At 63.8% G+C, this 26,951-nt stretch carries 21 protein-coding genes; 17 read left to right on the plus strand and 4 right to left on the minus strand.

The window, feature by feature from the left end:
* Positions 1-75: 75 nt before the first annotated feature.
* Positions 76-1,857 (minus strand): ABC transporter transmembrane domain-containing protein, encoded by a 1,782-nt coding sequence (locus FRAAU_RS08355; protein ID WP_014403108.1) that lies wholly within the window; start codon positions 1,855-1,857, stop codon positions 76-78.
* An 864-nt stretch (positions 1,858-2,721) separates the two neighbouring features.
* On the opposite strand from FRAAU_RS08355, the gene FRAAU_RS08370 reads away from it, so the two are divergent.
* From FRAAU_RS08370 to lysS, 9 genes are all read left to right on the plus strand, one after another.
* A complete protein-coding gene (locus FRAAU_RS08370; RefSeq protein WP_014403110.1) occupies positions 2,722-4,377 on the plus strand; it encodes a copper resistance system multicopper oxidase in 1,656 nt (551 codons plus the stop codon).
* Entirely contained in the window at positions 4,374-5,321 is a 948-nt protein-coding gene (locus FRAAU_RS16475) for a copper resistance protein B (protein WP_014403111.1), read from the plus strand. The genes FRAAU_RS08370 and FRAAU_RS16475 overlap by 4 nt, the downstream gene beginning before the upstream one ends.
* Positions 5,322-5,423: 102 nt before the next feature.
* Complete coding sequence (locus FRAAU_RS08380; RefSeq protein ID WP_014403112.1) at positions 5,424-5,849, plus strand: heavy metal-responsive transcriptional regulator; 426 nt, start codon at positions 5,424-5,426, stop codon at positions 5,847-5,849.
* 1 nt (position 5,850) lies between these two features.
* Positions 5,851-8,277 (plus strand): heavy metal translocating P-type ATPase, encoded by a 2,427-nt coding sequence (locus FRAAU_RS08385; protein ID WP_014403113.1) that lies wholly within the window; start codon positions 5,851-5,853, stop codon positions 8,275-8,277.
* Positions 8,278-8,292: 15 nt separating this feature from the next.
* Positions 8,293-8,505, plus strand: coding sequence for a heavy-metal-associated domain-containing protein (locus FRAAU_RS08390; RefSeq protein ID WP_014403114.1), 213 nt, complete (start codon positions 8,293-8,295; stop codon positions 8,503-8,505).
* A gap of 289 nt (positions 8,506-8,794) precedes the next feature.
* Complete coding sequence (gene asnB / locus FRAAU_RS08395; RefSeq protein ID WP_014403115.1) at positions 8,795-10,465, plus strand: asparagine synthase B; 1,671 nt, start codon at positions 8,795-8,797, stop codon at positions 10,463-10,465.
* Positions 10,466-10,616: 151 nt separating this feature from the next.
* Entirely contained in the window at positions 10,617-11,411 is a 795-nt protein-coding gene (gene dsbG / locus FRAAU_RS08400) for a thiol:disulfide interchange protein DsbG (protein ID WP_014403116.1), read from the plus strand.
* 71 nt (positions 11,412-11,482) lie between these two features.
* A protein-coding gene (gene prfB / locus FRAAU_RS08405; RefSeq protein ID WP_014403117.1) for a peptide chain release factor 2 occupies positions 11,483-12,608 on the plus strand; the annotation gives its coding sequence in 2 pieces (ribosomal slippage) (positions 11,483-11,557 and positions 11,559-12,608; 1,125 coding nt in all).
* A gap of 72 nt (positions 12,609-12,680) precedes the next feature.
* Entirely contained in the window at positions 12,681-14,207 is a 1,527-nt protein-coding gene (gene lysS / locus FRAAU_RS08410) for a lysine--tRNA ligase (protein ID WP_014403118.1), read from the plus strand.
* 403 nt (positions 14,208-14,610) lie between these two features.
* Here the strand turns inward: lysS and FRAAU_RS08415 are convergent, their stop codons facing one another.
* Both FRAAU_RS08415 and FRAAU_RS17220 read right to left on the minus strand, forming a co-directional pair.
* Positions 14,611-14,934 (minus strand): hypothetical protein, encoded by a 324-nt coding sequence (locus tag FRAAU_RS08415; RefSeq protein ID WP_041270485.1) that lies wholly within the window; start codon positions 14,932-14,934, stop codon positions 14,611-14,613.
* Between the two features lie 42 nt (positions 14,935-14,976).
* Positions 14,977-15,258, minus strand: a complete 282-nt coding sequence (locus tag FRAAU_RS17220; RefSeq protein ID WP_156803385.1) for a hypothetical protein — start codon at positions 15,256-15,258, stop codon at positions 14,977-14,979.
* A gap of 331 nt (positions 15,259-15,589) precedes the next feature.
* On the opposite strand from FRAAU_RS17220, the gene FRAAU_RS16480 reads away from it, so the two are divergent.
* Complete coding sequence (locus tag FRAAU_RS16480; RefSeq protein WP_014403119.1) at positions 15,590-15,940, plus strand: hypothetical protein; 351 nt, start codon at positions 15,590-15,592, stop codon at positions 15,938-15,940.
* Between the two features lie 36 nt (positions 15,941-15,976).
* Here the strand turns inward: FRAAU_RS16480 and FRAAU_RS08430 are convergent, their stop codons facing one another.
* Positions 15,977-17,011, minus strand: coding sequence for a DMT family transporter (locus tag FRAAU_RS08430; RefSeq protein ID WP_014403120.1), 1,035 nt, complete (start codon positions 17,009-17,011; stop codon positions 15,977-15,979).
* Positions 17,012-17,347: 336 nt separating this feature from the next.
* Between FRAAU_RS08430 and FRAAU_RS08435 the strand changes: the two genes are divergently transcribed.
* The 7 genes from FRAAU_RS08435 (at position 17,348) to FRAAU_RS08465 (ending at position 26,878) form a co-directional block, all read left to right on the plus strand.
* On the plus strand, positions 17,348-18,559 hold the full coding sequence (locus tag FRAAU_RS08435; protein ID WP_014403121.1) for an L-dopachrome tautomerase-related protein: 1,212 nt from the start codon (positions 17,348-17,350) through the stop codon (positions 18,557-18,559).
* A gap of 85 nt (positions 18,560-18,644) precedes the next feature.
* The gene (locus FRAAU_RS08440) at positions 18,645-18,950 is read left to right on the plus strand and encodes a YciI family protein (RefSeq protein WP_014403122.1); all 306 of its coding nucleotides are present in this window, start codon (positions 18,645-18,647) and stop codon (positions 18,948-18,950) included.
* Positions 18,951-18,958: 8 nt separating this feature from the next.
* The gene (locus tag FRAAU_RS08445) at positions 18,959-19,204 is read left to right on the plus strand and encodes a BolA family protein (protein WP_014403123.1); all 246 of its coding nucleotides are present in this window, start codon (positions 18,959-18,961) and stop codon (positions 19,202-19,204) included.
* 103 nt (positions 19,205-19,307) lie between these two features.
* The gene (smc, locus tag FRAAU_RS08450; RefSeq protein WP_014403124.1) at positions 19,308-22,811 is read left to right on the plus strand and encodes a chromosome segregation protein SMC; all 3,504 of its coding nucleotides are present in this window, start codon (positions 19,308-19,310) and stop codon (positions 22,809-22,811) included.
* A gap of 68 nt (positions 22,812-22,879) precedes the next feature.
* Positions 22,880-23,821 (plus strand): cell division protein ZipA, encoded by a 942-nt coding sequence (gene zipA / locus FRAAU_RS08455; protein WP_245546342.1) that lies wholly within the window; start codon positions 22,880-22,882, stop codon positions 23,819-23,821.
* Positions 23,822-23,954: 133 nt separating this feature from the next.
* Positions 23,955-26,138: a polyphosphate kinase 1 gene (gene ppk1, locus FRAAU_RS08460; RefSeq protein ID WP_014403126.1), complete on the plus strand. Its 2,184-nt coding sequence runs from the start codon at positions 23,955-23,957 to the stop codon at positions 26,136-26,138.
* Positions 26,135-26,878, plus strand: coding sequence for a YdcF family protein (locus tag FRAAU_RS08465; RefSeq protein ID WP_014403127.1), 744 nt, complete (start codon positions 26,135-26,137; stop codon positions 26,876-26,878). The genes ppk1 and FRAAU_RS08465 overlap by 4 nt, the downstream gene beginning before the upstream one ends.
* Positions 26,879-26,951: the final 73 nt, after the last annotated feature.

The following is a 26,951-nucleotide window of genomic DNA, read 5'->3' on the forward strand; positions in this document are numbered from 1 at the left end:
ACGGGCTGTGCAACCCACCGGCTTTGATCCAGGCACAGGCTGAATGACTCGCTCTTGACTGAAGCAGGAGACGGCTCAGCTGCCGTCGTCGATGAACTGGAGGCGTGCCAGATCGGCGTAGAGTCCGTTCTCCGCCATCAATTCCGCATGCGTGCCCTGGGCGATGATGCGGCCGCCATCCATCACGATGATGCGATCCGCGCGCTTGACCGTCGCCAGACGGTGGGCGATCACCAGTGTGGTACGGCCGCGCTGGGCCCGCTCCAGTGCCTGCTGGATCACGGCTTCCGAGCGGGCGTCCAGAGCAGATGTGGCTTCGTCCAGCAGCAGCAGTGGTGCATCGCGCAATATCGCGCGCGCAATGGCCAGCCGCTGGCGCTGCCCGCCGGAGAGTCGCACTCCGTGCTCGCCGAGCGCCGTATCGTACTGCTGGGGCAGGGCCTCGATAAATTCGGCTGCCGCCGCATCACGGGCTGCCGCCTGGACTTCCTCCAGGGTTGCACTCTCCCGGCCGAATCGCAGATTATCGGCGGCACTGCCGGCAAAGATGGCGGCCTCCTGTGGCACCAGGGCCATGGCGCCACGCAGTTCGGCCAGCCGCAATTCCCGCAGGTCCACACCATCCAGCATGATCCGCCCATGCTGCGGGTCATAAAACCTCAGCAGCAGGGCCAGTACCGTGCTTTTGCCTGCGCCGGAGGGGCCGACCAGGGCCACGGTTTCACCCGCACGGATATGCAGGTCGAACTGCTCCAGTGCGGCGCGGTCCGGTCGACTGGGGTAGTGGAAGCCGACCTGCTCGAAGCGCAGGGTTCCAGTGGTGGGGCTGGCCAGCCGAAGGGGGGCCGGCGGATCGGTGATCTGGCTGCGTTCGGACAACAGCTCGCCAATCCGCTCCATCGCACCGGCTGCGCGCAGCACGTCGCCCCACACTTCGGACAGGCCGGCCACCGAGCCGGCCGCGAAGACCGCATAAAGCACGAACTGGCCCAGTACGCCCGGATCCAGGGTCCCGGCGACCACTTGCCGGGCGCCTGCCCACAACACCACGGTGATGGCGCCGAAGACCAGCACGATCACGATCATGGTCAGCAGGGCACGAGTGCTGATGCGCCTACGGGCCGTGGACAGTGCGGCGCGGATGGCTTCCGCATAATGGCGGCTCTCGATGCCTTCGCGGCCATAGGCCTTGACGGCAGCAGCGGCATTCAAGGTTTCGTTGGCGATCGCTGCCGCATCCGCCAGCCGATCCTGACTCTGTCGGGACAGGCGTTGGACTTTGCGCCCGAACAGCATGATGGGCAGCATCACGGCCGGGATCACCAAGGCGATAAGGCCGGCCAGCCGGGGGCTGGTCCAGACCATGGCGATGGCGGCGCCGACCAGCATGACGGCGCTGCGCAAGGCCACCGAGATACCTGACCCGATCAAGGCCTGGACCACCTCGGTATCGGAACTCAGGCGGGAAATCAGCTCCCCGACGCGACTGCGCTCGAAAAAATCCACGTCCATGCGGATGACGTGGTCGTAAAGTCGTTCGCGGAGTGACGCCAGCGCCCGCTCGCCCAGCAGTGTGATGCAGAAATATCGCCCGGCGGTCGCCACGGCGAGCACCAGCGCCAATCCGAACAGGCCCATGAAGGTGGCATTCAGACTGGCCAGACTGGTGTCCTTGAAACCATGATCGATGATACGTCGCACCATGGCCGGCAGCAGCAATGTCGTGCTGGAGGAAATGGCGAGAAAGATCAGCCAGCCGGCACCAAGATTCTTGTGCGGGCGTAAAAACGGCCATAGCTTCGACAGGGAGGAGGGGCGCCCTTTGGGGCGGCTGGCAGCGTTGGAGCGTGGGGGCATGGAGCCGAATGCCTATTCTCGTCAACAGCTGCCAGCAATGGGGGCATGACGACGAGTTATCAAGGTATTTCAGATCTGGTGAGCCATCATGCACTTTACTGTTCCGGGCCTTCCTTTGACGGCACTGTTAGTGCTGGCAGTGGGTGCGGTGGTCGCGGCAGCACAGTCGGGTGCCGGTGCCCCATGGCGTCGTAGTGTCGTTGTGCGGTGACTGTATCGGTCGGCAAAACATTCTCTGTCGGAGACGTGGAGGTGAATGGAGTCGGTCGGAACATGCTGCCCGCTTCCTTGACGGGCGGAGGAGGCGGCTGCGTTGCGAAGATGGACGACGGACCGGTATGCTTTTCCCATGTCTATCCTTTCACCACGACAGGATTCGTCACGGGTGCTCTGGCTGCTGATGCTGGTGGCTTGGTTGTGTCTGGTGCTGTCACCAGTCCTTCTGCCCGGGCATGGGATGGTCTGCTGCCTCGGATCAATGCCTGGTTCGGCGATGCAGATGCCAATGACGGCAAAACTAGTTGCCGCTGATGGCTCAGCGGAATCGGCTCTTGCTGTTGCAAGTCGGGCGATGCATGTGGATTCGTTCTCTGCAGATAGCGGGCCATATGGGAATTCACCTTCCCATGCCGGCTGCCTTGTATGTGCTGGCGCCGGCTGGATGGCAAGCGCGGATTGGGTCGTTCCACTCGCCGCTCTTTCGCCTGACCGTCGGCCTGCCGACAAGGCGGTTGCTCAGGCGCCGGAAGGTAATTGGCGCCGGAGAATGAGGCCGCCCTCCCTGGTGTAATTGCTCTCAGCGTGCTTGATCGCGCAGGTCAGGCAATGGCCCTTTCAAGGGTCGAACTGATGATGAGTACACCCATGAAATCTTTCATATCTGGCGTCGGCCTCGACTTGGCGCGACGTCGTTTTGTGACCGGCCTGGGCTTGGCCGGAGCCGGCATGGTTTTGGCTGGGGATGCCTTTTCACGTGCCTTGCAGCTGCCGAGGCAGACGCTTCAAGGTCAGCGCTTCGAACTGGAGCTTGGCAGCAAGACGGTGAATTTCACCGGGCGCCAGGCGATGGCGACCACGGTCAATGGGCAGCTGCCGGGGCCGCTGTTGCGTTGGCGGCAGGGCGACATGGTCACCATCCGGGTCCGCAACCGCATGGCCGTCGAGAGTTCGGTGCACTGGCACGGGATCATTCTTCCTTCGGACATGGATGGAGTGCCCGGGTTGAGTTTCGCCGGCATCGCGCCCGGCGGCGAGTACCTGTACCGATTTCAGGTCAATCAGTCGGGTACCTACTGGTACCACAGTCACAGCCACTTCCAGGAGCAGACGGGGCTGTACGGTCCCATCATCATCGAGCCGCGGGGGGGCGAGCGGCATCCGGTGGATCGGGACTACGTAGTGATGCTGTCCGACTGGACGGACAGCGATCCCGACACCGTGTTCCACAACCTGTACCGGCAGGGCGATTACTACAACTACGGTAGGCGCACGGCGATGACGACGCTGGAGGAGATCCGTCGCAGCGGATTGAAGACTACCTGGCAGATGCGCAGGATGTGGAACCAGATGCGGATGAGCTCGACCGACCTGTCTGACGTTTCCGGCCATCTGTACACCTATCTGATGAACGGGACCAGTCCGGCGGGAGGCTGGCAGGCCTTGTTCAAGCCGGGCGAGCGGGTGAAGCTGCGTTTCATCAATGGCTCGGCGATGACGATCTTCGATGTGCGGATTCCCGGCCTCCGCATGCAGGTGGTCGCGGCTGACGGCCAGGATATCGAGCCGGTCAGTGTCGATGAATTCCGGATCGGGGTGGCCGAGACCTATGACGTCATCGTTGCTCCTGCCGGCGACCGTCCCTGGTCGATATTCGCCCAGAGCATCGACCGCAGCGGGTTTGCCTGCGGCTCGCTGACCCCGCGTGCCGACTGGCGAGCCGTGCCGCCGGCGATGGATCACCGCGTGCCCTTGAGCATGAATGACATGATGGGTGACATGATGGGCGGAGACCGGGTTAAGTCTCCGGCCCTTGGGGTGGAAGTCGACATGCAGGTGCCCACCCCGCGTACCAATCTGGATGATCCCGGCGTTGGCCTGCGGAGCAACGGCCGTCAGGTGCTCTCCTATGCCGATCTGCATGCCGTCGATGCGCCCATCGCGGAGGAGGTGGACAAGGAACTGACGCTGCATCTGACCGGCAATATGGAGCGTTATCTGTGGTCGTTTGACGGTGTGCGCAGCTCGCAGGCCGAGCCTTTGCGCTTGCAGCGCGGCACCCGTTACAGGTTCCGGCTGGTCAATGACACGATGATGGCGCATCCCATCCATCTGCACGGGATGTGGAGCGAGCTGGAAAATCCGGATGGCGAGTTTCAGGTGCGCAAGCACACGGTACTGGTGCAGCCCGCGCAGGAGCTCAGTTATCGGGTCACGGCCGATGCGGTGGGGCGCTGGGCCTATCACTGCCATCTGCTGTATCACATGGAAGCCGGGATGTTCCGCGAAGTGGTGGTGGCATGAGGCGGGCTGACTGGAAAGTCCGGCTGGCGGGTGTCGGGGTCGGACTGGTGACGCTTGTGGCCATGCCGGTCCGGGCGCAGATGCAGATGGACATGTCTGGCATGCCGATGGTTTCGAAGCTGGCCGGTCATCAGCATCCGCCGGGAGCACCATCGTCCGACCGGCCAACGCAGGGCCAGCTTCATCCGCCGGGTGTGCATTCGCATTTGTCCGGTCCCCGCGACGGATTGCCCGCCAACGATCATGTCGCTCCGATGGTCTCGGCGGATACCATGCCGCTGATGCCGGCCGACAAGGGCATGGCGATGGGGGATGCCCCCTGGCTGGGCATGTTTCTGGCCAACGAACTGGAGTGGATCGGCACGCCGCAGGGTCCGCAGGCGGCCTGGGATGTCGAGGGCTGGGCAGGGACTCCCACCCGGCGGCTGTGGGTCGAAAGCGAGGGCGAGTCCTCGTCTCGCCAGGGCAGCAGCGCGCGTACCGAGCTGCTGTTCGATCAGGCCATGAGCCGCTTCTGGGACTGGCGGGCCGGCTACCGGGTGGATGCTGGTGGCGGTCCAAGTCGCAGCTGGCTGGCCGGCGGCATCCAGGGTCTGGCGCCGTACTGGTTCGAGATCGAGGCGATGGCTTATGTATCGTCTCAGGGGCGGGTCGCGTTTCGTTTCGAGGCTCGATATGACATGTTGCTGACCCAGCGCCTGATTCTCAGCCCCAAGTTCGAGACCCAGGTCTACAGTCGGGCTGATCCGCGGCGCGAGCTGGGAGGCGGACTGTCCGATGCCAATCTGGGCCTGCGTCTGCGCTACGAGTTCAGCCGCAAGTTCGCGCCGTATATCGGCGTGGGCTGGGATCAGCGCTTTGGCGCCACCGGTTCCTGGGCGCGGCGTGACCAGGTCCGGCTGCGCGGCATCGAATGGATGACGGGCGTGCGGCTCTGGTTCTAGTCGGGGTTTTGCGAGAGGGGCTTGTCGGGTGTCGAGGAGCTTGACTCTGGAGTTCGCTCCAGGGTCTATCATTGGCTTATGACATCAGCGATCTCCAAGCCCATGAGCATCGGCAGGCTGGCCACGGCCAGCGGCGTGGCCATCGACACCATCCGCTTCTACGAGAAGGAAGGCCTGTTGCCGCCGGCTGAGCGCTCTGCGGCGGGCTATCGGCAGTTCGACGGCCAGGCTCTGCGCCGCCTGCAGTTTGTTCGCGAGGCCAAGCAGCTGGGTTTCAGTCTGGACGAGATCCGTCAGTTGCTGGCCTTGTCCACCGACCGCGAGGCCGGTGTGCAAGGCGTGCAGCAGCGGGCACGCCAGCGCCTGATCGAGCTGGATCAGCGAATTCGCGAGCTGACCCGCATGCGCGAGGCGCTGGCCGGCCTGGTCGAGGCCTGTCCGGGACAAGGCGATCCGGAGCATTGTCCGATTCTGATGTCACTGCAAGGACGTGTCTGCCACCCGTCGGAGTCTGATCGTGAGTCCTGACATGCACAGCAGAGAAGCTGACTTTCCGGTTGAAGGCATGACCTGCGCGGCCTGCGCCGCCAGTGTCGAGCAGGTGCTCAATCGCCTGCCGGGTGTGAAGGCCCAGGTCAATCTGGCGGCCGAGCATGCGCATCTCAGCTACGATCCGCGGCAAGTCCGGCCGATGCAGTGGCTGGAAAGCGTACGGCGCGCCGGTTTCGATGTGCCCCGTCGCCAGCTGGTGCTGGGCGTCGAGGGCATGACCTGCAGCGCTTGCAGTGGTGCGGTGGAAAAGGTCTTGCAGCAATTGCCCGAGGTCAAGGCCAGTGTGAATCTGGCAGCCGGGCAGGTCAGCATCGATTACCAGCCGGCCTTGGTCAGCGAGGCGGAGCTGGAGGATGGCATCCGTCGCAGCGGATATATCCCGTTCCAGCAGGTACGGCTGAAAGGCCAGGCACTGGAGGCCAGCGAGGCGGCCGAGCTCAAGGCCTGGCGGCGCTCCCGGATACAGGCCGTGGCAGCCAGTCTGCTGGCCTTGCCCCTGCTGCTTCCGATGCTGTTGATGTGGGTCCCTGGCGACATGCCTGGCTGGCTTCATGACGGGCTGCCTCGTGGCTGGCAGCTGGCGCTGGCCACGCCGATCCAGTGCTGGGCCGCGGCCGGCTTCTATCGCGCCGCATGGCGGGCCGTGCGGGGCCGTCATGCCAATATGGATGTGCTGGTGGTGCTGGGCACCAGTGCGGCTTATCTCTACAGCCTTGTGCTGACCTTGGGGCGATGGCCGGGTGAAGTCTATTTCGACAGCAGCGCGGTGATCATCAGTCTGATCCTGTGGGGGCGGCTGATGGAAGGGCGTGCCCGCCATCAGACCACGGCGGCGGTGCGTGCGCTGATGCAATTGCAGCCGGAGACCGCCCGGGTCGAGCGTGATGGCGAATTGATCGAGCTGGATGTGGGCCGGATCGTGGCTGGCGATGTCGTCCAGGTGCCGGCGGGCGAGCAGGTGCCGGTGGATGGCCGGGTAATCGCGGGCGAATCCAGCATCGACGTGTCGATGCTGTCCGGCGAAGCCATGCCGGTGGCCAAGTCGGCGGGCGCGATGGTCCATGCGGCCAGCGTGAATGGATCGGGCTGGTTGCGGGTCGAGGTCACCGGGGTGGGGGGCGATACGCTGCTGGCGAGGATGATCCAGCGGGTCGAGCAGGCTCAGGGCTCCAAGGCCCCGGTGCAGCGGCTGGCCGACCGGGTCGCGGCCGTGTTCGTGCCGGCCGTTCTCGGGCTGGCCTTGCTGACTCTGGTGGTGACCTGGATCTGGAGCGGGCATTTCTCGCTCGCGATGGTCCGCGCTGTGGCGGTCCTTGTCATTGCCTGCCCGTGTTCGCTGGGCCTGGCCACACCGACTGCCATCATGGTCGGGGCCGGCGTGGCGGCGCGCTCGGGCATCATGATCCGCGATGCCGAGGTGCTGGAGCGTCTGGGCAAGGTCAAGGTGGTGGTTTTCGACAAGACCGGGACGCTGACGCGCGGCCGGCCGGCGATCCGGTCCGTGAGGCTTGCGCCGGGTCGCCGGCGTGAACAGGTGCTGCAATGGGCGGCTTCGCTGGAGCGTGGCTCGGCGCATCCGCTGGCGCGGGCTTTTTTGGACGCGGCCGAGGTCGAGGGCATCGACTTGCTGCCGCTGGAGGCCTTGCGCACCGAGGCTGGCAAGGGGCTGCAGGCCAGCATGCAGGCTGGTCGGATGCGGCTTGGCCAACTGGAATGGGTCTTGGACGGGCGGCCGGCGCCGGACTGGCTGGACGTTTCGGGTGATGGCAAGTCGCTGGCCCAGGTGGCTATGGCGGTGGACGGCCGTCTGGTCGCCTGCTTCGAGATTTCGGATGCCTTGCGTGAGGATGCCTTGCAGGCGGTATCGGCCTTGCGCGACATGGGTCTGCATACGGTCATGCTGACGGGGGATCAGCCGCAGGTGGCGGCGGTCATCGCCCGTGCCACGGGCATTGATGACTATCGGGCCGGGGTCCTGCCCGAAGGCAAGGCCGATAGGGTGCATGAATTGCAGCAATCCGCCGCCGGTCCGGTGGCGATGGTGGGCGATGGCATCAATGACGGTCCGGCGCTGGCGACCGCTGATATCGGCATCGGCATGGGCGGTGGCTCGATGGTGGCGATCGAGACTGCCGGTGTGGTGCTGATGCAGGATCGACTGATGGCGGTAGTGCAGGCGATAGCGTTGTCCCACGCGACATTGCGGACCATCCGCCAGAATCTGTGCTTTGCATTTGGCTACAACCTTGTGGGGATTCCGCTGGCCGCGTTGGGCTGGCTGAATCCGATGCTGGCCGGCGCGATGATGGCCCTGAGTTCGGTCTCGGTGGTCGGCAATTCACTGCGACTGGGGCGATGGGCACATCCCGGGATCGATGCCCCGGTTGCGCAATCTGGACACTGAAACAGGAGATGCACGGTGACGCATATTGAACTGAATGTAGATGGCATGACCTGTGGCGGCTGCTCCGGCCGCTTGAATCGCGTGCTGCGAGCACGCGAAGGCATCGCCGCTGCCGAGGCCGACCATGCCGCGCACCGGGTGGTGGTGGACTATGATCCGGCCCATATCGACGAGGCGCAGATCTGTCAGGCCATCACCGATGCCGGTTTCGAGGTCAGGTCGGGCTGAGGGGTTGCTTGAGGGACGCCAGGGGGGCTTGCGTCGGACTCGGGTTTATGGTTTAGTCCGAGCATGATGATTCTTTCGACTCCGCTGAAATGCACGACGATCCCTTCCGGGTCGGCCGTCTTGGCGGCCGTCGACAATAACGCGAACAATAATCTTCAGGCTCTCTCGGGCAGGTGGATCTTCGCGTAATCGAATCAACGATCACGAGATCACAAAGGCCCGCTGAAGAGCGGGCCTTTGTCGTTTCAGACGCTGCAAAACCGACTGACAACAACCCAAGGGGCTTGGCATGTGTTCGATTTTTGGCATGTTTGATCTGCATCCCGGTGATGATCTGCTGGCGCTGCGCCAGCAGGCGCTGGCCTTGTCGCAGCGGCAGCGGCATCGCGGCCCGGACTGGAGTGGCGTGTATGTGGCGCCCGAGGTGATTCTGGTCCATGAGCGTTTGGCGATTGTCGATCCGGCCAGCGGTTCGCAGCCGCTGCGGTCGCGGGACGGGCGGCTGGCACTGGCGGTGAATGGCGAAATCTACAACCATCGCGAACTGCGGGCAGCCAGCGACTACGACTTCACCACCGGCTCGGACTGCGAAGTCATCAATGCCTTGTATCTGGCCGGGGATGCCGATCTTGCCAACAAGCTCAACGGCATTTTCGCCTTTGCCTTGTGGGATGGCGAGTCCCGCCGCTATATGATTGCGCGCGATCCGATCGGGGTCTGCCCCTTGTACTGGGGGCATGATGCGCAAGGTCGCCTGCTGGTGGCCTCGGAGCTGAAGTCGCTGTCCGGCATCTGTGCCGACGTGGCCGAATTTCCGGCCGGTCATATCTATGACAGCGCCAGCGGTGAGCTGCGGCAATATTATCAGCGACCGTGGCGCGACTATGCCGTCGTCCAGGGCAGGCCGGCCGACAGGGCCGCCCTGCGGCAGGCGTTCGAGCAGGCCGTGCACCGGCAGTTGATGACGGATGTCCCCTATGGGGTATTGCTCTCGGGCGGGCTGGACTCCTCGCTGGTGGCTGCCTGTGCCGCCCGTTTCGCCCGCGAGCGGATCGAGGATGATGATCGCAGCGAAGCCTGGTGGCCGCGGCTGCACTCGTTTGCCATCGGCCTGGAAGGCTCGCCGGATCTGGCGGCGGCCGAACGCGCGGCACAGGCGCTGGGCACGGTGCATCACGGTTTTGTCTACAGTTTCGAAGAAGGTCTGGATGCCTTGCCCGAGGTCATCCGGCATATCGAGACCTATGATGTCACCACCATCCGCGCATCCACCCCGATGTATCTGCTGGCCAGACGGATCAAGGCGATGGGGGTGAAGATGGTGCTGTCCGGCGAGGGCTCGGACGAAATCTTCGGCGGCTATCTGTATTTCCACAAGGCGCCCTCGGCCGAGGCCTTCCACGAGGAGCTTGTGCGCAAACTCGATGCCTTGCACAGCTATGACTGCCTGCGTGCCAACAAGTCGATGATGGCCTGGGGCGTCGAGCCACGGGTGCCGTTCCTGGATCGCGAGTTCATGGATGTCGCCATGGGCTTTGACGCGGCCGACAAGATGGCCGGCGGCGGCCGGATGGAAAAGGCGGTGCTGCGCGAGGCCTTCGAAGGGGCCTTGCCGGACGAGATTCTCTGGCGTCAGAAGGAGCAGTTCAGTGACGGGGTGGGCTACGGCTGGATCGATGGCCTGAAAGCCCATGCCGAAGCCCAGGTCAGCGATCGGGAATTCGCGGCGGCGGCGGCACGTTTCCCGCACAACCCGCCGGCTACCAAGGAGGCTTATTACTACCGGGCCGTGTTCGAGCAGTTCTATCCCGGTCCGGCGGCCGCCGCGACCGTGCCGGGCGGCAAATCCATCGCCTGTTCCTCGCCGGCCGCCATCGCCTGGGATCCGGCCTTTGCCACAGCCGCCGATCCATCGGGGCGGGCGGTGCAGGGGGTGCATCTGCAGGCGAGCCCTGCCTGAGCGGTGCGTGGCAGGTGATGGACGGATTTTGAATCGGTATCACCGAGCCGCGTGTCCTGAACCGATCCGGTCGCCATCGGGGCAGGCGGCCGGATCCCTCGCTATACTGTCTGATCACACCCGGTGGTTGATGGAAAGTCTCAGGATGCGCATGTTGAACAGGTACGCCTTGCTGGCCGCGGCCGGCTTTTTGCTGATGGGCTGCAACAAGGTCCAGAGCAATCCCACGCCATCGGCCACGGCCGGCTCCACGGTGCCGGCCCCGATCCAGGCGCTGGCCAAGGCGGGCGGCATCGAAATCACCGGATCCATGGATGCCCCGCAGGGCTATCAGGGTTTTCTGGGCCGTTATCATGATCAGCCGGTACCGGTCTATCTTTTGCCCGACGGCCAGCATGCCGTGATCGGCAGCCTTTATGACGCCAAGGGGGGCGATCTGACCTCCGGCCCTTTCCGTGACGCGCTCACGCCCAGGCTGGATGCCGGTCTGTGGAGCTCGCTGGAGAAAACCGCCTGGGTCGCCGAGGGCAGCAATCACCCCAAGCACATCGTCTATGTGTTCACCGATACCGAGTGCCCGTATTGCCATCGGCTGTGGCAGGCCACCCAGCCCTATCTGCAGCAGGGTGATGTGCAGATCCGCAACATCATCGTCGCAGTGATCGCGCCGCAGAGTCTGGGCCGCGGCGCGGCGGTGCTGGCTGCAGCGGACCCGCATGCGACCTATGTGGCGCATGAGCAGCATTTCCGCGACAACAGTCCGGTGCAGGTGCTCAAGGATGTGCCGGAGGCGATCCGCAAAAAGATCGACGGCAACGAGGCCTTGATGGACAAGCTCGGCATCGACGGTACCCCGACGCTGCTGTATCAGGATGCCAAGGGCACGATCCGGATGGTGCCGGGCATGCCTTCGGCGGCTACCTTGAAGACCATTTTCGGCAGCTGAGCGGCGGCGACTTGATCGCCTCGCTGATCTGATAAAATAAGCCGTTTGAATCCACCGACCGCATGGCAGTTATGATCGAGACCAATCCCATCCAGGCGCAGATTTCCGACCTCATCGAGCGCGTAGCCTTGCTTAGGGGGTATCTTTGACTACCCTTCCAAGAGCGAGCGTCTGGAAGAAGTAAATCGCGAACTGGAAAGCCCCAGCGTCTGGGATGACCCCGCGCGTGCCCAGGAACTGGGCCGCGAGCGTGCCCGGCTGGCGACCATCGTCAACGGCATTGACGAGCTGGGCTCGGGGCTGGACGATGCCGGCGAACTGCTGGAGATGGCGGCCGCCGACGGTGACGAAGACACCGTCAACGCCATCGTCGGCGATGTCGCCGCACTGGAGGCCCGCGTCGGCAAGCTGGAATTCCAGCGCATGTTCTCCGGCAAGATGGATGCCTGCAACGCGTTTATCGACATCCAGGCCGGTGCCGGTGGCACCGAGGCCCAGGACTGGGCCGAAATGCTGCTGCGCATGTATCTGCGCTGGTGCGAATCCCGCGGCTGGAACACCGAGCTGCTGGAAGTCAGCGGCGGCGACGTGGCCGGCATCAAGTCGGCGACCTTCCGGGTCGAAGGCGATTATGCCTATGGCTGGCTGAAGACCGAGATCGGCGTGCACCGGCTGGTCCGCAAGAGCCCGTTCGACTCCGACAATCGCCGCCACACCAGTTTCACCTCGGTGTTCGTGTCGCCGGAAGTCGATGACGACATCGAAATCGACATCAATCCGGCCGACCTGCGTACCGATGTGTACCGCTCCAGTGGGGCCGGCGGTCAGCACGTCAACAAGACCGAATCGGCGGTGCGTATCACCCACGTGCCGACCGGCGTGGTCGCGGCGTGCCAGACCGAGCGCAGCCAGCATGCCAACCGCGACCGCGCGATGAAGATGCTGAAAGCCAAGTTGTACGAGCTGGAAGTGCAGAAGCGCAATGCCGAAAAGGATGCGCTGGAAGCCTCCAAGTCCGATATCGGCTGGGGTAGCCAGATCCGCAACTACGTGCTGGACCAGAGCCGGATCAAGGATCTGCGCACAGGCATCGAACGCACCGATACCCAGAAAGTGCTGGATGGCGACCTCGACGAATTCGTCGAGGCCAGCCTGAAATCGGGCCTGGATGCTGGCGCAAAGCGCCTTGACGCCTGATCGCCCACGGTCTCCGGGGCCGCTGTCCCCGGAGACCATCAATACACGCAAGCCTTCAAAGACACCAAGACCATGACCGAGCAAGCCGCCGACGCCGTCGTCGCCATTGACGAAAACAAGCTGATCGCCGAGCGCCGCGAGAAACTCAAGCAGCTGCGCAGCGAAGGCGTGGCTTTCCCCAACGACTGGAAGGTCGATGCCTTCGCGGGGGATCTGAAAACCGAATTTGCCGATGAAGAGCGCTGGACGGCCGAGGCTGTCGAAGCCGCCGGTCGCGAAGTGCGGCTGGCTGGCCGCATCGTGCTGAAGCGCGTGCAGGGCAAGGTCAGCTTCGTGCAGATCCAGGACTTCAGCGGCCGCATCCAGTTGTTCATCCATGCCGGTACCGTCGGTGACGAAACCTACCAGGGCTTCAAGACCTGGGATGTGGGCGACATCGTCGGTGCCCGCGGCCTGCTGATGCGCACCAAGACCGGCGAGCTGTCGCTGCGGGTGGAAGAGCTGCGTCTGCTGACCAAGAGCCTGCGTCCGCTGCCCGACAAGTTCCACGGTCTGTCGGATGTCGAGCAGCGCTATCGTCGTCGCTATGTCGATCTGATCGTCACCGAAGAAGCCCGTCGTACCTTCGCGCTGCGCTCGCGCATCATCGGCTTTATCCGCAGCTGGCTTGAAGCCGAGCCACGCCGCTTCATGGAAGTGGAAACCCCGATGATGCACGTCATCCCCGGTGGTGCCAGTGCCAAGCCCTTCATCACCCATCACAACGCTCTGGATCTGGACCTGTATCTGCGGGTGGCACCGGAGCTGTATCTGAAGCGGCTGGTGGTGGGCGGTTTCGAGCGCGTCTACGAGATCAACCGCAACTTCCGCAACGAGGGCGTGTCGACCCGGCACAACCCCGAATTCACCATGCTGGAGCTGTACCAGGCCTATGCCACCTATCACGACATCATGGACCTTACCGAGGACGTGATCCGGGATTGTGCGCAAAGCGTGCTGGGCAGCACCGAAGTGCAGTGGGACGGCGCCGATATCGATGTCGGTCCGGCCTTCCGCCGCTGGCGGATGGAAGATGCGGTACTGGAACACAATCCGGAGATCAGCCGCGACGACCTGCGCAACCGCGAGGCAATGGCCGATCACGCCACGCGGCTGGGCATCCACGTGAAGCCCGGCTACGGCTGGGGCAAGCTGTTGCTGGAAATCTTCGAGCACACCGTCGAGCACACCCTGATCCAGCCGACCTTCATCACCGATCATCCGGTGGAAGTCTCGCCGCTGGCGCGTGAAAGCGACACCGATCCGGGCATCACCGACCGCTTCGAGCTGTTCGTCAACGGCAAGGAACTGGCCAACGGCTTCTCGGAACTGAACGATCCGGAAGACCAGGCCGCCCGTTTCCAGGCCCAGGTCGATGCCAAGGATGCCGGCGACGACGAAGCCATGCATTTCGACGCCGACTATATCCGCGCGCTGGAAGTCGGCCTGCCGCCCACCGGCGGCCTGGGCATCGGCATCGACCGTCTGGTCATGCTGCTGACCGGCTCGGCTTCGATCCGCGACGTGCTGCTGTTCCCTTATATGCGTCCCGAAGCCTGATCGCTTCCCGTCTCTGAACACTGAAGCCCGGACACGCTGCAAGGCCGTCCGGGCTTTTTGTTGGCCATATTCGCCGTGCCGGAGCGGGGAGGCTGCCAACCGGTTCCGGATGTGGGTGATGATGCCATGGCATGCTTCCCAGCATGTGCGGAGGCCAGTTCCGGTGGCACACTCGTACGCAAAGTGACCTCGCAGGATGTCAGGCCACTTCTGCAGATGGCGATTGCTGCCGCCTCGCGGCTACGGTTGTGCACGGTGTCTTTGCCATCACCTTCGTGCGATGCTGTCTCCGATTGAGCATCCCGAAAAACCTCGCCAAGCGCACCTGTCGGCATCATTGAATCCATGAGTCGCGTGATTTCATGGGCGGGAATTCGGGGTTGATGGGGATTCCCGTTATTGCTCATCTGCTGATCTGGTGGATCAGACGGCTTGAATGTCTATCGACTCGAACAGGTGCCTCCACCATCTGCCTGGCGATGTCGTGCCATGACCTGGCCTGGGAGGGGCTGCCGTAAACATCCAGCACGACTTCGCCTGTTCTCTGGTCGGCGTAAATCCCTTGCAGTCCGGGCACGGCGGCCTTCAGGTCGGACATATGACGTTCAATCAAATCCTGCAATTCCCGCAGGGTGTGGCTTGCGCCGCCTGTAATGGTGACGGGTGCATCGTCAGGCAGGTACTTTGATGCATCGATCGCCTCCTGGGCAGAAGCTTTCAGGCGCACGACAAGATGGGTTTCAGACCTGTGAGTGATGTAAAGGCCAGCTCATCGATCTGCGTATTTAGCCTTCAGTTCAGAGGCAAGCGTGGACAGAAGATCTTCATCCTTCAGATGTCTGGCCGCCTGTTCTGGCGTGAGCTGTCCGGATCTGGCGATATCCTTGGCGTCATCCATCATGGTTTGATGTCTTGCCTCCCCGGATGCTGACGATGGCGTCCGGGCAACAGGGTTTTGGCCGCCAGGATCTGCGGCAGCTCCTGGCGAGATGCAAGCCATGCCAAGCAGCAGGATGGTCGTGCCGGAGCGGGTCCGGGAGGGGTGGTTCATGGCTCTTCCGACAGGAAGGGACAGGAAGACCATTCTGTTCCGGGTTTACGCCTAGTTATGGTCAAGATGTCGTGGAAGATGTGTTTGCATGCCGGCTTTCCGTGGTTCCCGGAAAATATTTCAGTCCAGATACTGTCGACAGACGCCATTCTGGATGCAATTGCCAAGGACGGCGACGACGTGGGCCGTCGATGCAAGCCGAACCGGCTATTGGATTCACGACTTCCTCATGCGCTCTTCGTCTTTGGCTCATCGGCACCTGGCTTAGGATAAAGGCCTTGGACAGGGATGTTCGCGCCATACGGAAGCTGTGCGATATGGAGCAAGGACGATGACCACCGACAGGGAAGCCGAAAAGCAGGCCCGGCTGCGCGAGCTTTTCATTCATTATCTGCTGGGATGGGGAGCGTGGCTGGCTTCCATGCTGGTGGCCTATGTGTTGTTCACGATTGCCCACTGGTTTGGCGCCAAGGAGGCGATCTTCTCGCTGCTGCCTTGGCTGGCCTATCTTGGCGTGGGTTTTGCGCTGACCAAGTACTGTCTGCCGCGGTATATCGATTTTCATCCGGTGTGGAAGACCATCGACAATCTGGTGGGCGTGAAACTGCGCGGAATATTCCTGTGGCCGTTGTTCTATCTGGTATTGCTGTTCAAGCTGGGTTTCCTGCATGTGATGCGTTGAAGCAGCACCGAGGCGGAGTTCAAGGGATATCTGGTCTCAATGCCGATGCCGGTGATGCAGATCCGGGTAATGCGCATGGCTGTGGCGCAGCGGAGCATGGCGGTGCGGATGGCTGTGCCATTCGCCGGGTGGATCATCGGGCTGGTGAGCGTGCTGATGATGTTCGTCATGACGATGGCGGTGTTCGTGTTCCATCGGTTCGTGTTGATGTTCGTGGGCATGGTCTTCCAGCAGATGCAGGCCGACTCCGAGGGCCATCAGCAGGGCGGCCAGTATCATGAGTCCGGTCAGCGGCTGGTGCAGGATCGCGACGGCAAACGCGGCACCGGCAAAAGGGGCCAGCGCGAAGTAGGCGGCGCTGCGGGCGGCACCCAGGCCGCGGCTGGCCAGGATATACAGCACCAGGCTCAGGCCATAGGCCAGCAGGCCCAGCAGCATGGCGGTCAGGCTGATGCCGATGGCGGGCAGAGCATGGCCGGCGGCAACGGCCAGCAGCAGATTCCAGGGGCCGGCGATCAGGCCTTTCAGCATCGCCAGCCGGACCGGATCGGCATGGGATAGTCGGTTGGTGGCATTGTTGTCGATGCCCCAGCACAGACAGGCAGCCGTGATCAGCCAGCCGCCCTGGCTGGCATGGCCCTGACCCTGCCAGCTGAGGCACAGGCTGCCGGCGACAATCGCCAACGCTCCCAGCAGCAGACGCCGGTCAACGGCTTCGCGCAGGATCAGCCAGGCGATCAGCAAGGTGGCGACGCTCTCGAGGTTCAGCAGCAGTGAGCCGCGCGCCGCATCCGTGTGTTGCAGTCCTTCCATCAGCAGCCAGGGGCCGAGCAGGCCGCCGCAGATCACCATCAGGCCGAGAGCAGGCAGATCCTTGCGTCGCAGCGGGGCTTCCTGTCCCTGGGACGGACGCCATAGCCGCCACAACGCCAGTCCCGAACCTGAGCCCAGATACAGCAGGCCAGCCAGCATCTGCGGACTGGTGTCATTCAGCAACAGTCGGGCAAGCGGGGCCCCGAAGCCGAACAGCAGGGCCGAGACGATGGCGAAGATAATGGCGGGGGAAGACATAAAGGGCGGGGTAGGGGCGGGGCTTTCATTGTGCCATGCCGGCCATGCAGACGAGGACCTCTTGTGCAGAGGGTGACCGTCCGGCGAACAGCCGATGCCTTTGCCGCCTGCGGCGGTCCTGATGTTGACGAAGTTGGCGGCGGCCGCGTGATTGCATGGTGCAGAGTCATCGTCATGATCGCGCGGGGCAGGCCTGCCAGCGTAGCGAGGCTATTCTGCCCCGCATGAAGCCGGTTCGCCAACATGGGAGGTCGCGTAAAATCCTGGGGGTAGGACTTGATCCTGCGGCCGTTTGGTCGCACCGTGGCAGGATATCTTGAGTCGAGGAGAAGCGTGATGGCGGTTTTCTGCAAACGGGTGGCACCATGGCTGGCGCTGGGAGCGATGGCCATGGTGCCTGCGGCCGGTGCGGCCACGGCGGCGGCCGGCAGTACCCAGTCACCGCCTGCGCCGTTGACCACGGCCGGTCCGGCCGAAGTGGTGGCCTCGTTGCCGGATACCGAGGCTGCCGGTGTGGCGGTGACGCCCGAAGGACGCTTGTTCCTGACCCTGCCGCGGGTGGGTGTCAATCATCGTGACGCCTCGCTGGTCGAGATCGTCAATGGCAAGCCGGTGCCCTTTCCCGACGTGATGACGACGGTGGACCCGCAGCTGCTGCTGCGCGGCCGGGGGCCGGGCACGGCTGTGCGTCCTTACAGTGACTGGATCGTCTCGCCGCTGGGACTGACCCGCGTCGGCCATACCTTGTGGGTACTGGACGAAGGCAAGCGTGCCGGCATCGAGGGTATCCCCGATGGCGCCGCCAAGCTGGTCGCCATCGACATTCCTTCGCGCAAGGTGATCAAGACCATTGTCTTCCATCATCCTTTTCTGCGGGACACGATGCAGCTGAACGATCTGCGTGTCGATCCCAGTCATGGCGAGCAGGGCACGGTATTCATTTCCAACAACGGTTTCGCCAAACCGGACAGCTCGATCATTGTCGTCGACATAGCCACCGGACATATGCGCGAGGTATTCCGCAACGCGCCGCAGGTCTCGCCAGCACCGGGCTTCATGAGCTATGTCGAGGGCCAGCCGTGCGCCTACAGTCTGGAGCATCCCTGCATGCCGCAGGGCGGAGTCAATGGCATCGAACTGTCGAACGATCACCAGACCCTGTACTGGTCGATTCCTACGAATCCCGAGTACTACAGCATTCCGACCGCAGCCCTGAGCAATCAGGACCGCCTGGAGTCCTCGTTGCGCAAGGCGATCCACCCCGAGGGGCAGACCGTCTCCAATGGCGGCATGGCCATCGATCCGGACGGCAATCTGTATTTTGGTGATGCCTCGCGCTATGCCATTCTTGGCAAGAGTCCGCAGGGGACGTTTTCGCTGGTCGCCCATGACGGTCGCCTGATCTGGCCGGATGGCCTGGTGGTGCAGAATGGCTGGCTCTACGTCAGCATTGGCCAGTGGCAACGGGTGCCGGGTCTGCATCAGGGGCATGATCTGCGGCATGGTCCTTATCAGGTGCTGCGCTTCAAACTGGGGGCGGGACATTGAGCCTCGGCGGATGCCGGTGCCGATCACGCCGGCATCCGCCGCTTGGATTAGAATGCAGGTTCTTGATTGACAGCAGGCACGAACAATGAAGTGGTATCTGATTCTGGCGCATGACGCGCCGGGCAGTCTGTCCGCAAGGCAGGAGGCCCGTCCCGCCCATCTGGCCCGGCTGGAAGTGCTGCAGGGCGAGCAGCGCCTGCTGGCCGCCGGTCCGCTGCCGGCCAGTGATACCGAGGCTCCGGCCATTGCCGGTTTCAGCGGCAGCGCCATCATTGCCGCGTTCGATTCCATCGATGAGGCGAAGGCCTGGGCCGATCTGGATCCCTATGTGGCGGCGGGTGTGTATGACCATGTCGAGATCAAGCCGTTCCTGAAGGTGTTCCCGCAGTGACGAATCCCATGGTCGAAACGATCCGCGAGCGGATCCAGCAAGGTCTCGGTCCGGTGGAGCTGGAGGTTCTGGATGAAGGTCACAAGCATGCCGGGCATGCCGGTGCCGGCAAGGGCCACTTCCATGTCCGGGTGGTCAGTGCGGCCTTTGCGGGCAAGCTGCCGTTGCAGCGGCACCGAATGGTCTATGCCACCGTCGAGGATCTGATGAATCACGGGATTCATGCATTGTCCATCGACGCGGCGGTGCCCTGAGCCGGCAGCAGAGTGGCAGCCCGGTCGTTCGCCGCCATAGCGGCGTTCGGCCGGATCAGGCCGGACCCGGGTCCGGATCGGCGGGGATTCTGGCGGGTGGTCCATGCGTCTGAGCACGATCAAGCTGGCGGGCTTCAAGTCCTTTGTCGATCCCGCAACGCTCCCCTTGCCGACCAATATGACCGGCGTGGTCGGGCCCAATGGCTGCGGAAAGTCCAATATCATCGATGCGATCCGCTGGGTGATGGGCGAGAGTGTGGCCAGTCGTCTGCGCGGTGATGCGCTGACCGACGTGATCTTTGCCGGTTCCACGACCCGCAAACCGGTCGGACAGGCGACCGTTGAACTGGTCTTTGACAACAGCGATGGAGGTATCCAGGGCGAATACGGTGCCTATGCCGAGATCTCGGTCAAGCGGTTGGTCGCCCGTGACGGGCAGTCCGCCTATTTCCTCAATGGCAGCCGCTGCCGCCGACGTGACATCGCCGACCTGTTTCTGGGGACCGGTCTGGGGCCCCGCAGTTATTCCATCATCGAGCAGGGCATGATCAGTCAGATCGTCGAGGCCCGGCCCGAGGATTTGCGCGTGCACCTGGAAGAAGCGGCCGGGATTTCCCGTTACAAGGACCGGCGCCGGGAGACCGAAAGCCGGATGCGTGCCACCCGCGAAAACATGGAACGGGTCGCCGATGTGCGCAACGAAGTGGACAAGCAGCTGGAGCATCTTCAGCGGCAGGCGCGGGCGGCCGAGCGCTGGACCGCCTTGAAACAGGAGCAGGGCCGCAAGGATGCCGAATGGCGGGCTCTGGAATACCGCCATTTCATGCAGCAGCTTGACGCCGAGCTGGCCGGTTTGCAGGCCGTCGAGGCCGAGACGGGGCAGGCCGAGGCGAGTCAGCGGGAGCTGGAGGCCGGGCTGGAAACTGCCCGTGGGCAACAGCATGAGGCCGGCCAGCAGCTCAATCGCAGCCAGGCGAAGGTGTATCAGCTCGGGGCCGAGCTGGCGCGGATCGAGCAGCAGATCCGCTTTCAGCGGGAAACCAGCGAACGCCTGCAGCGCGACCGTGCCGAGCTGCATCAGGATGAGCTGGCACTGGATCAGCATCTGACGGAGGATGGCCTGCAGTTGCAGCAAGTGCAGGCCGATATCGATGCCGGCGAGCCGAAGCTGGAGGCACTGCAGAACCTGCATGAAGAGGCCCGCCTCGAATTGCGTCAGGCCGAACAGGCGCTGGCCGACTGGCAACAGAGCCGCGACGAGCTGCAGCAGATGGCGGGAGAGGTCGGCCGGCTTGCCGAGGTGGAGCGGACCCGTCTGGGCCTGCTGCAGCGCCAGCATGATGAAGTCGCGCATCGCGCCGAGCGGCTGGCAGCGGAAGCGGCTGACATCGATACGCAGGCTCTGGCCGCCGGGCTGGAGACCTTGCGTGAAGAGGAGGCAAGCCAGCAGGCGCTGACGGATGCACTGTCCGAACAGGCTGAACGGCACCAGCAGATGCTTGAGCAGCACCTCGAGCATGAACGAAACCTGCAGAAGAGGCTGGATACGCAACGCCGGGCGCTGCAGCAGGCGCATGGCCGGGCCAGTGCGCTGCAGGCCTTGCAGGCGGCGGCGCTGGGGCAGGAGGATCACCCTGCACAGTCATGGCTGGCCGCAGCGCAGCTGACGCATGCTCCGCGGCTGGGCGCCCGGTTGCGGGTTCAGCCGGGATGGGAGGTGGCTGTCGAAACGGTATTGGCTGGCTGGATGGATGCGATTCTGGTCGATGAGCCATCCGCGCGTGCGGGCGATCTGGCTCGCCTGGAGGGGGCGGATCTGCTGTTGCTGGCGGCGGCACCTGCGCTGGACGATGGCGCCGCAAGGACGCTGGCATCGGTCGTCGAGGGCCCTGCCGGGTTGCAAGTCATCCTGTCCAAGGTTCATACCGCCACGGATCTGGAGGCGGCCCGTGCCCGGCTGCCTGGCCTGCCGGCGGGCGAGTCCGTGATCACGCCCGATGGATGCTGGCTGAGTCAGGCATGGGTCCGGGTCCGGCGAGGTCAGGGCACCGGTTTCGGCGTGCTGGCACGCGAGCGCGAACTCGAGGCGCTGCAGGCCTGCCTTGATGCACTGGAAGACGATGTGGACACGACCTTGGCCGAGCGGCAGACCGTGCAGCTGGCCCGGCAGCAGGAAGAAGGCCGGCGCGACGAGGTCCAGGCCGCTTTGTACCAGTCACGGCACCATCTGGCGGAACTGGCTGGACAGTGGCAAAGCCGGCATGGCCAATGGCAGCAGGCCTGTCAGCGCAGCGAACGCCTGGCGCAGGAGGGCACCCAGCTGCAGCTGCAGCTGGGGGCGCTGGCGACCCAGTTGCAGCAGGTTCGCGCCGGCCTGGAAGCAGCCGATACCCGCTTGGATGGGCTTGAGCTTCAGCGCCAGCCGCTGGAGGAGGCCAGGCAGGCTTGTCAGACCAGGCTGGAAACCGCGAGGCGGCAGACCGGTGAGCTGCATGAGCAGGTGCATCGGCTGGCCATGGAGCTGGAGTCCCGGCGCAGCAGTCAGGCGGGTCTGCTGCTGTCCCTGCAGCGCGGTGAAGGTCAGCGCCTGCAGTTGCAGCAGCGGCGGCAGGCATTGGAAGCCCGGCTGCATCCGCAAGCCGAACCCTTGCAGGCGCTGGAAGCCGAACAACAGAAGTGGATGCAGCAGCGGCAGCAGGCCGATCAGGAGCTGCTGCAGGCGAGAGCTCGGCTCGATGCCTTGGAATCCGGGCGGCGAGAGCTGGAGTCGGCGCGCCAGCGTCTCGAGTTGCGGCTGGTCGATCTGCGTGCCCGCCACGCCGAGCAGCGTCTGGCAATGCAGGCGCTGCAATTGCGCGCCGAACAGCAGGCGCAGGCCGTGATAGATGCCGGCCTGGAACTGAGCGTGCTGCTGGCCGAGTTGCCGTCCGAGGCGGAGAGCGGACTCTGGCGTCGGCAGCTGGCTGAGCTGGCTGTGAAAATCCAGCGTCTGGAGCCGGTCAACCTGGCGGCGATCCAGGAATATGCCGAGCAGAGCGAACGACGCGAGTATCTGGAACGTCAACTGGCCGATCTGTCGGCCGCGCTGGAGACGCTGGAGAGCGCGATCCGCAAGATCGACCGGGAGACGCGTGCCCTGTTCAAGGATACCTTCGAGCGGGTGGATGCCGGCCTGCAGACGCTGTTCCCGCGCCTGTTCGGCGGTGGCCAGGCCTATCTGGAGCTGACGGGAGATGATTTGCTGAGCACGGGCGTATCCATCATGGCGCGGCCGCCCGGCAAGAAGGTGTCCAATATCAGCCTTCTCTCCGGCGGCGAGAAGGCCTTGACCGCCGTCGCACTCGTATTTGCGATCTTCGGCCTGAATCCTGCGCCGTTCTGCCTGCTGGATGAAGTCGATGCGCCGCTGGATGAAGCCAATGTGGGGCGGTTTTCAGCTATGGTGCGGGAGATGAGTGAGCAGGTACAGTTCATCTTCGTCAGTCACAACAAGGCCACCATGGAAGCCGCCAGTCAGCTGTGTGGTGTCACCATGCGTGAGCCTGGCGTGTCCCGGCTGGTGCAGGTGGACCTCGCGGAGGCCGCCCGACTGGCTGGCACCGCCTGAAACAATCAACAGACATGGAGTTTGCAGCAGTGATGGCATTGGCCTGGAATCCTTCAATCGGCGTACCCATGCTGATTGGAGGTGTGGTTATTTGGGGGTTGGTCTATCTTTTCGGCCGGCCCAGGCAGGAGCAAGGACGTCAGCGACCGGCACCGCCTTCCTCGGCACGTGATCGGCGCGATCCGGTGATCGGTGACGAGGACGGCCGCCAGGATCCGTTCGGTGCCGACAGTGATCTGAAGCTGGGACCGCTGGATGCCCGCAGCGAAGTGACCGACGGCGGTCTGCGCGAGGAGCTGGAGCGGCTGGGAGCGACTCTGGCCGGTGAGCGCGGCACGGGCGAGGCGGTCCCCGCGATCACTGCGCATCGACCGTCCAGTGGCGCGCAGGCCATCATCGAGGCCTTGCGTTCGCCATCACTGCCCGAAGACGGACTCGCGCCGCTGCCGTCGATCGCCGCTTCGCGTGCCGAGCCCGAGATCCACGTCGCGCCCCCTGCAGCGGAAGTTCCCGCTCCGCCGCCGGTGGCAGCGACACCGCGGCCTCTGCATGCCGAGATCGGCAAGCGGCCCTCCCACCTGCCCATCGACCGCATCGTCAGCCTGTATGTCGTAGCGCGCGAAGGTCAGGATTTCGCCGGCAGTGATCTGATCGTGGCCGCCGAAAAGGCCGGGCTGGAATTCGGCGACATGAACATCTATCACCGCCTGCAGGACGGCAAGCGCGACCAGGGCCCGATCTTCAGCGTAGCCAACATGCTCAAGCCGGGCAGCTTCGATCTGGCCGCTGCGGCCCACCTGCGCTCGCCGGGACTCAGTTTCTTCATGACCTTGCCGGCGCCGGTGCCGGCGCTGGATGCCTGGGACACGATGCTGCCGACCGCGCAACGGATGGCCGAGCTGCTTGATGGTCTGGTGCTGGACGAGGAGCGCAATGCCCTGGGGCGGCAGCGGATCGCCCATATCCGCGACGAGCTGCGCAGCTGGGATCGCGATCACGATTACGAATGAAGTCTGTCCGGGCGTGCCGGCTTGTCATCAAACCGGCACGCCACGGGTCTACACTGGAGCAAGGCGCCTGCATCCTGGTTCTTCGGGGCCCGCAGCGGGATGGACATGAGCAAGACAAGAGACGGCAAAAGCGATGACTGCAAGTATTGAGGGCGAGACCAGCGATTCGACCCAGGAGCCGGCCGTCGAGCCGCTGGCTGCACCGGCTCCGTCCGTGCCTGCGCCGGATTTCAATGATGCTTCGCTGTACATCAATCGCGAACTGTCCCAGCTGCAGTTCAATATCCGCGTACTGGATCAGGCGCTGGACGAGTCGATGCCGCTGCTGGAGCGCCTCAAGTTTCTGCTGATTTTCTCCGGCAACATGGACGAGTTCTTCGAGATCCGGGTGGCCGGTCTGAAGGACCAGATCGACTTCGGTCACGAGCTGATCGGACCCGACCGGCTGGCACCCAAGCAATCGCTGGCCGCGATCAGCGAAATCGCGCATCGTCACATCGAGCGCCAGTACAGCATTCTCAACGAGCGGATCCTGCCGGAGCTGGCGGAGCACGGCATCCGTATCGTCCGGCGCAATCACTGGACCCACAAGCAGAAGCTTTGGGTGCGACGCTACTTCAGGCATGAGGTGGCCCCGTTGATCACCCCGATCGGCCTGGATCCCACCCATCCGTTTCCGCTGCTGGTCAACAAGAGCCTGAACTTCATCGTCCAGCTCGAAGGTGTCGATGCGTTCGGGCGGGATTCGGGGCTGGCCATCGTACCGGCGCCGCGGGTGCTGCCGCGCATCATGCGCATGCCTGACGAGGTCTGCGAGGGCGGCGACAATTACGTGCTGCTGTCTTCCATCATCCACGCCCATGCCGACGAGCTGTTCGCCGGCATGACGGTGCATGGCTGCTATCAGTTCCGGCTGACCCGCAATGCGGACCTGACCATCGATCAGGAGGATATCGACGATCTGGCCCATGCCTTGCGTGGCGAGCTGTATTCGCGGCGTTTCGGCGATGCCGTGCGGCTGGAGGTCGCCGACAACTGCCCGCGGGATCTGATCGACTATCTGCTGAAGCAGTTCGGATTGCGGGAGGCCGATGTCTACGAGGTCAACGGTCCGGTCAATCTGACCCGGCTGTTCGGCATCATCGACAGCAAGACCTATCCGCAGCTGCAGTTCAAGCCTTTCACGCCGTCGATTCCCAAGATATTGGCCAAGGTCGAAGATCCCTTCGCGGTCATCGGCAAGCACGACTTGCTGTTGCTGCATCCCTACGAATCGTTCTCGCCGGTGGTGGATCTGCTGCGACGTGCGGCCAAAGACCCGCAGGTGCTGTCGATCAAGCAGACCCTTTACCGCAGTGGTGCCAACTCGGTGATCGTCGATGCACTGGTCGATGCCGCGCGGGCCGGCAAGGAAGTCACCGCCGTGGTCGAGCTGCGCGCGCGCTTCGACGAGGAGTCGAACCTGTCGCTGGCCGCACGGCTGCAGCAGGCCGGTGCGGTGGTGATCTATGGCGTGGTCGGGGTCAAGACCCATGCCAAGCTGATGCTGATCCAGCGACGGGAAGGTCGTGATCTGGTGCGCTACGCGCATCTGGGCACCGGCAATTACCATACCGGCAACGCCAGGCTTTATACCGATTACAGTCTGCTGACCTCCGATCAGGTGCTGTGCGAGGATCTGCACAAGCTGTTCAGTCAGCTGACCGGCATGGGCAAGGTACAGCGCATGAAGAAACTGCTGCATGCGCCGTTCACCTTGAAGAAGACCCTGCTGGATCTGATTGCCGGCGAAGCGGCGATTGCCGCGGCGGGCCGTCCGGCGCAGATCATCGCCAAGGTCAACGCGCTGACCGATGCCAAGGTGATCGCGGCCCTCTGCAAGGCCAGTCGTGCCGGGGTCAAGATCGATCTGATCGTGCGCGGCATGTGCTGCCTGCGGCCCGGGATTCCCGGCATCTCCCAGAATATCCGCGTGCGCTCCATTGTCGGCCGCTTTCTGGAACACAGTCGTGCCTACTGGTTTGCCAATGACGGTGAAGACAAGCTGTATCTGGCCAGCGCCGATCTGATGGAACGCAATCTGGACCGCCGCATCGAGACCGGCTTTCCGGTCGAAAGCAAGAAGCTGAGGTTGAGGGTGAAAAAGGAACTGGACATGTATCTGGCCGACAATTCCAGTGCCTGGATCCTGCAGGCTGACGGGGCCTATCAGCGGCTGCAACCCAGCAGCAACCAGAATGTCCGCAATGTGCAGCAGCAGTTGCTGGACAAGCTGGCTGCGTCCACCGGCTCGATCGAGGTGGGCAGCGTCGGGTGATTCTGGCGGCTGCGCTGGGCCTGTGCCTGTTGGCATGGGGCGCTCTGGCTCTGCGACGCCGCCCGCTGGCCCTTGGGTCAGTGCTGCTGGCCGTGGCCGGCCTGCTGGTGGCCGGCGAAGGCTGGACGGCGCGTCTGCTGATGGATCCGCTGCAGCGGCCTTGGCTGGCGCCACCGGTCGTGGCCTGGCAGCCACGCAATACCATCGTGATGCTGGGCGCCGGCGAGGTTCGTCTGCTGCAGGACACCCAGTCGTCGATGCAGCCTGGGCTTTTCGCCTATCCGCGATTGGCGAAAACCATGGCGCTCTATCATGACTGTGCACGGGAAAGTCGCCAATGCACGGTACTGCTCAGCGGCGGCGATCCCTTGCGGCTGGGCGCATCGGAGGCCGCGACCTATGCCCATGCGCTGCAAGCGATGGGCCTGCCGGCGACCGATCTGCTGCTTGAGACCCGCAGTCTGAATACCCGCCAGAATGCGACCTTCACTGCGGAGCTGCTGCGGCAGCATCCGTCCGGGCAATTGCTGCTGGTGACGTCGGCCTATCATATGCGCCGGGCAAGGGCCTGTTTTCTGGCCCATGGTCTGCACGTGGTGCCGGTGGCCTCTGATGTGTTGCAGCCCGGGCCGGGCGGGCTGCCGTCCTCCTACAATCTGACGCTCAGCGATCTGGCCCTGCATGAATGGGGTGGCTGGCTGCGGGATCGCCTGCTGGTCTGGCTGGGGCGGCCGCTGTAGAACCCGCTGAGCTTACGCGCTCACAACCGACAGGTAGCCGCCGCTGAATGCCTTGCCGGCTCGGGCAGCGGAT

Origin of the sequence: Frateuria aurantia DSM 6220, assembly GCF_000242255.2 — a bacterium.
Lineage (GTDB): Bacteria > Pseudomonadota > Gammaproteobacteria > Xanthomonadales > Rhodanobacteraceae > Frateuria > Frateuria aurantia.

Coding starts and splice junctions, on each gene's coding strand:
- FRAAU_RS08355 (WP_014403108.1), bottom strand. CDS start 1,857: ATGCCCCCACGCTCCAACGCTGCCAGCCGCCCCAAAGGGCGCCCCTCC.
- FRAAU_RS08370 (WP_014403110.1), top strand. CDS start 2,722: ATGAAATCTTTCATATCTGGCGTCGGCCTCGACTTGGCGCGACGTCGT.
- FRAAU_RS16475 (WP_014403111.1), top strand. CDS start 4,374: ATGAGGCGGGCTGACTGGAAAGTCCGGCTGGCGGGTGTCGGGGTCGGA.
- FRAAU_RS08380 (WP_014403112.1), top strand. CDS start 5,424: ATGAGCATCGGCAGGCTGGCCACGGCCAGCGGCGTGGCCATCGACACC.
- FRAAU_RS08385 (WP_014403113.1), top strand. CDS start 5,851: ATGCACAGCAGAGAAGCTGACTTTCCGGTTGAAGGCATGACCTGCGCG.
- asnB (WP_014403115.1), top strand. CDS start 8,795: ATGTGTTCGATTTTTGGCATGTTTGATCTGCATCCCGGTGATGATCTG.
- dsbG (WP_014403116.1), top strand. CDS start 10,617: ATGTTGAACAGGTACGCCTTGCTGGCCGCGGCCGGCTTTTTGCTGATG.
- lysS (WP_014403118.1), top strand. CDS start 12,681: ATGACCGAGCAAGCCGCCGACGCCGTCGTCGCCATTGACGAAAACAAG.
- FRAAU_RS17220 (WP_156803385.1), bottom strand. CDS start 15,258: ATGAACCACCCCTCCCGGACCCGCTCCGGCACGACCATCCTGCTGCTT.
- FRAAU_RS16480 (WP_014403119.1), top strand. CDS start 15,590: ATGACCACCGACAGGGAAGCCGAAAAGCAGGCCCGGCTGCGCGAGCTT.
- FRAAU_RS08430 (WP_014403120.1), bottom strand. CDS start 17,011: ATGTCTTCCCCCGCCATTATCTTCGCCATCGTCTCGGCCCTGCTGTTC.
- FRAAU_RS08435 (WP_014403121.1), top strand. CDS start 17,348: ATGGCGGTTTTCTGCAAACGGGTGGCACCATGGCTGGCGCTGGGAGCG.
- FRAAU_RS08440 (WP_014403122.1), top strand. CDS start 18,645: ATGAAGTGGTATCTGATTCTGGCGCATGACGCGCCGGGCAGTCTGTCC.
- FRAAU_RS08445 (WP_014403123.1), top strand. CDS start 18,959: ATGGTCGAAACGATCCGCGAGCGGATCCAGCAAGGTCTCGGTCCGGTG.
- smc (WP_014403124.1), top strand. CDS start 19,308: ATGCGTCTGAGCACGATCAAGCTGGCGGGCTTCAAGTCCTTTGTCGAT.
- zipA (WP_245546342.1), top strand. CDS start 22,880: ATGCTGATTGGAGGTGTGGTTATTTGGGGGTTGGTCTATCTTTTCGGC.
- ppk1 (WP_014403126.1), top strand. CDS start 23,955: ATGACTGCAAGTATTGAGGGCGAGACCAGCGATTCGACCCAGGAGCCG.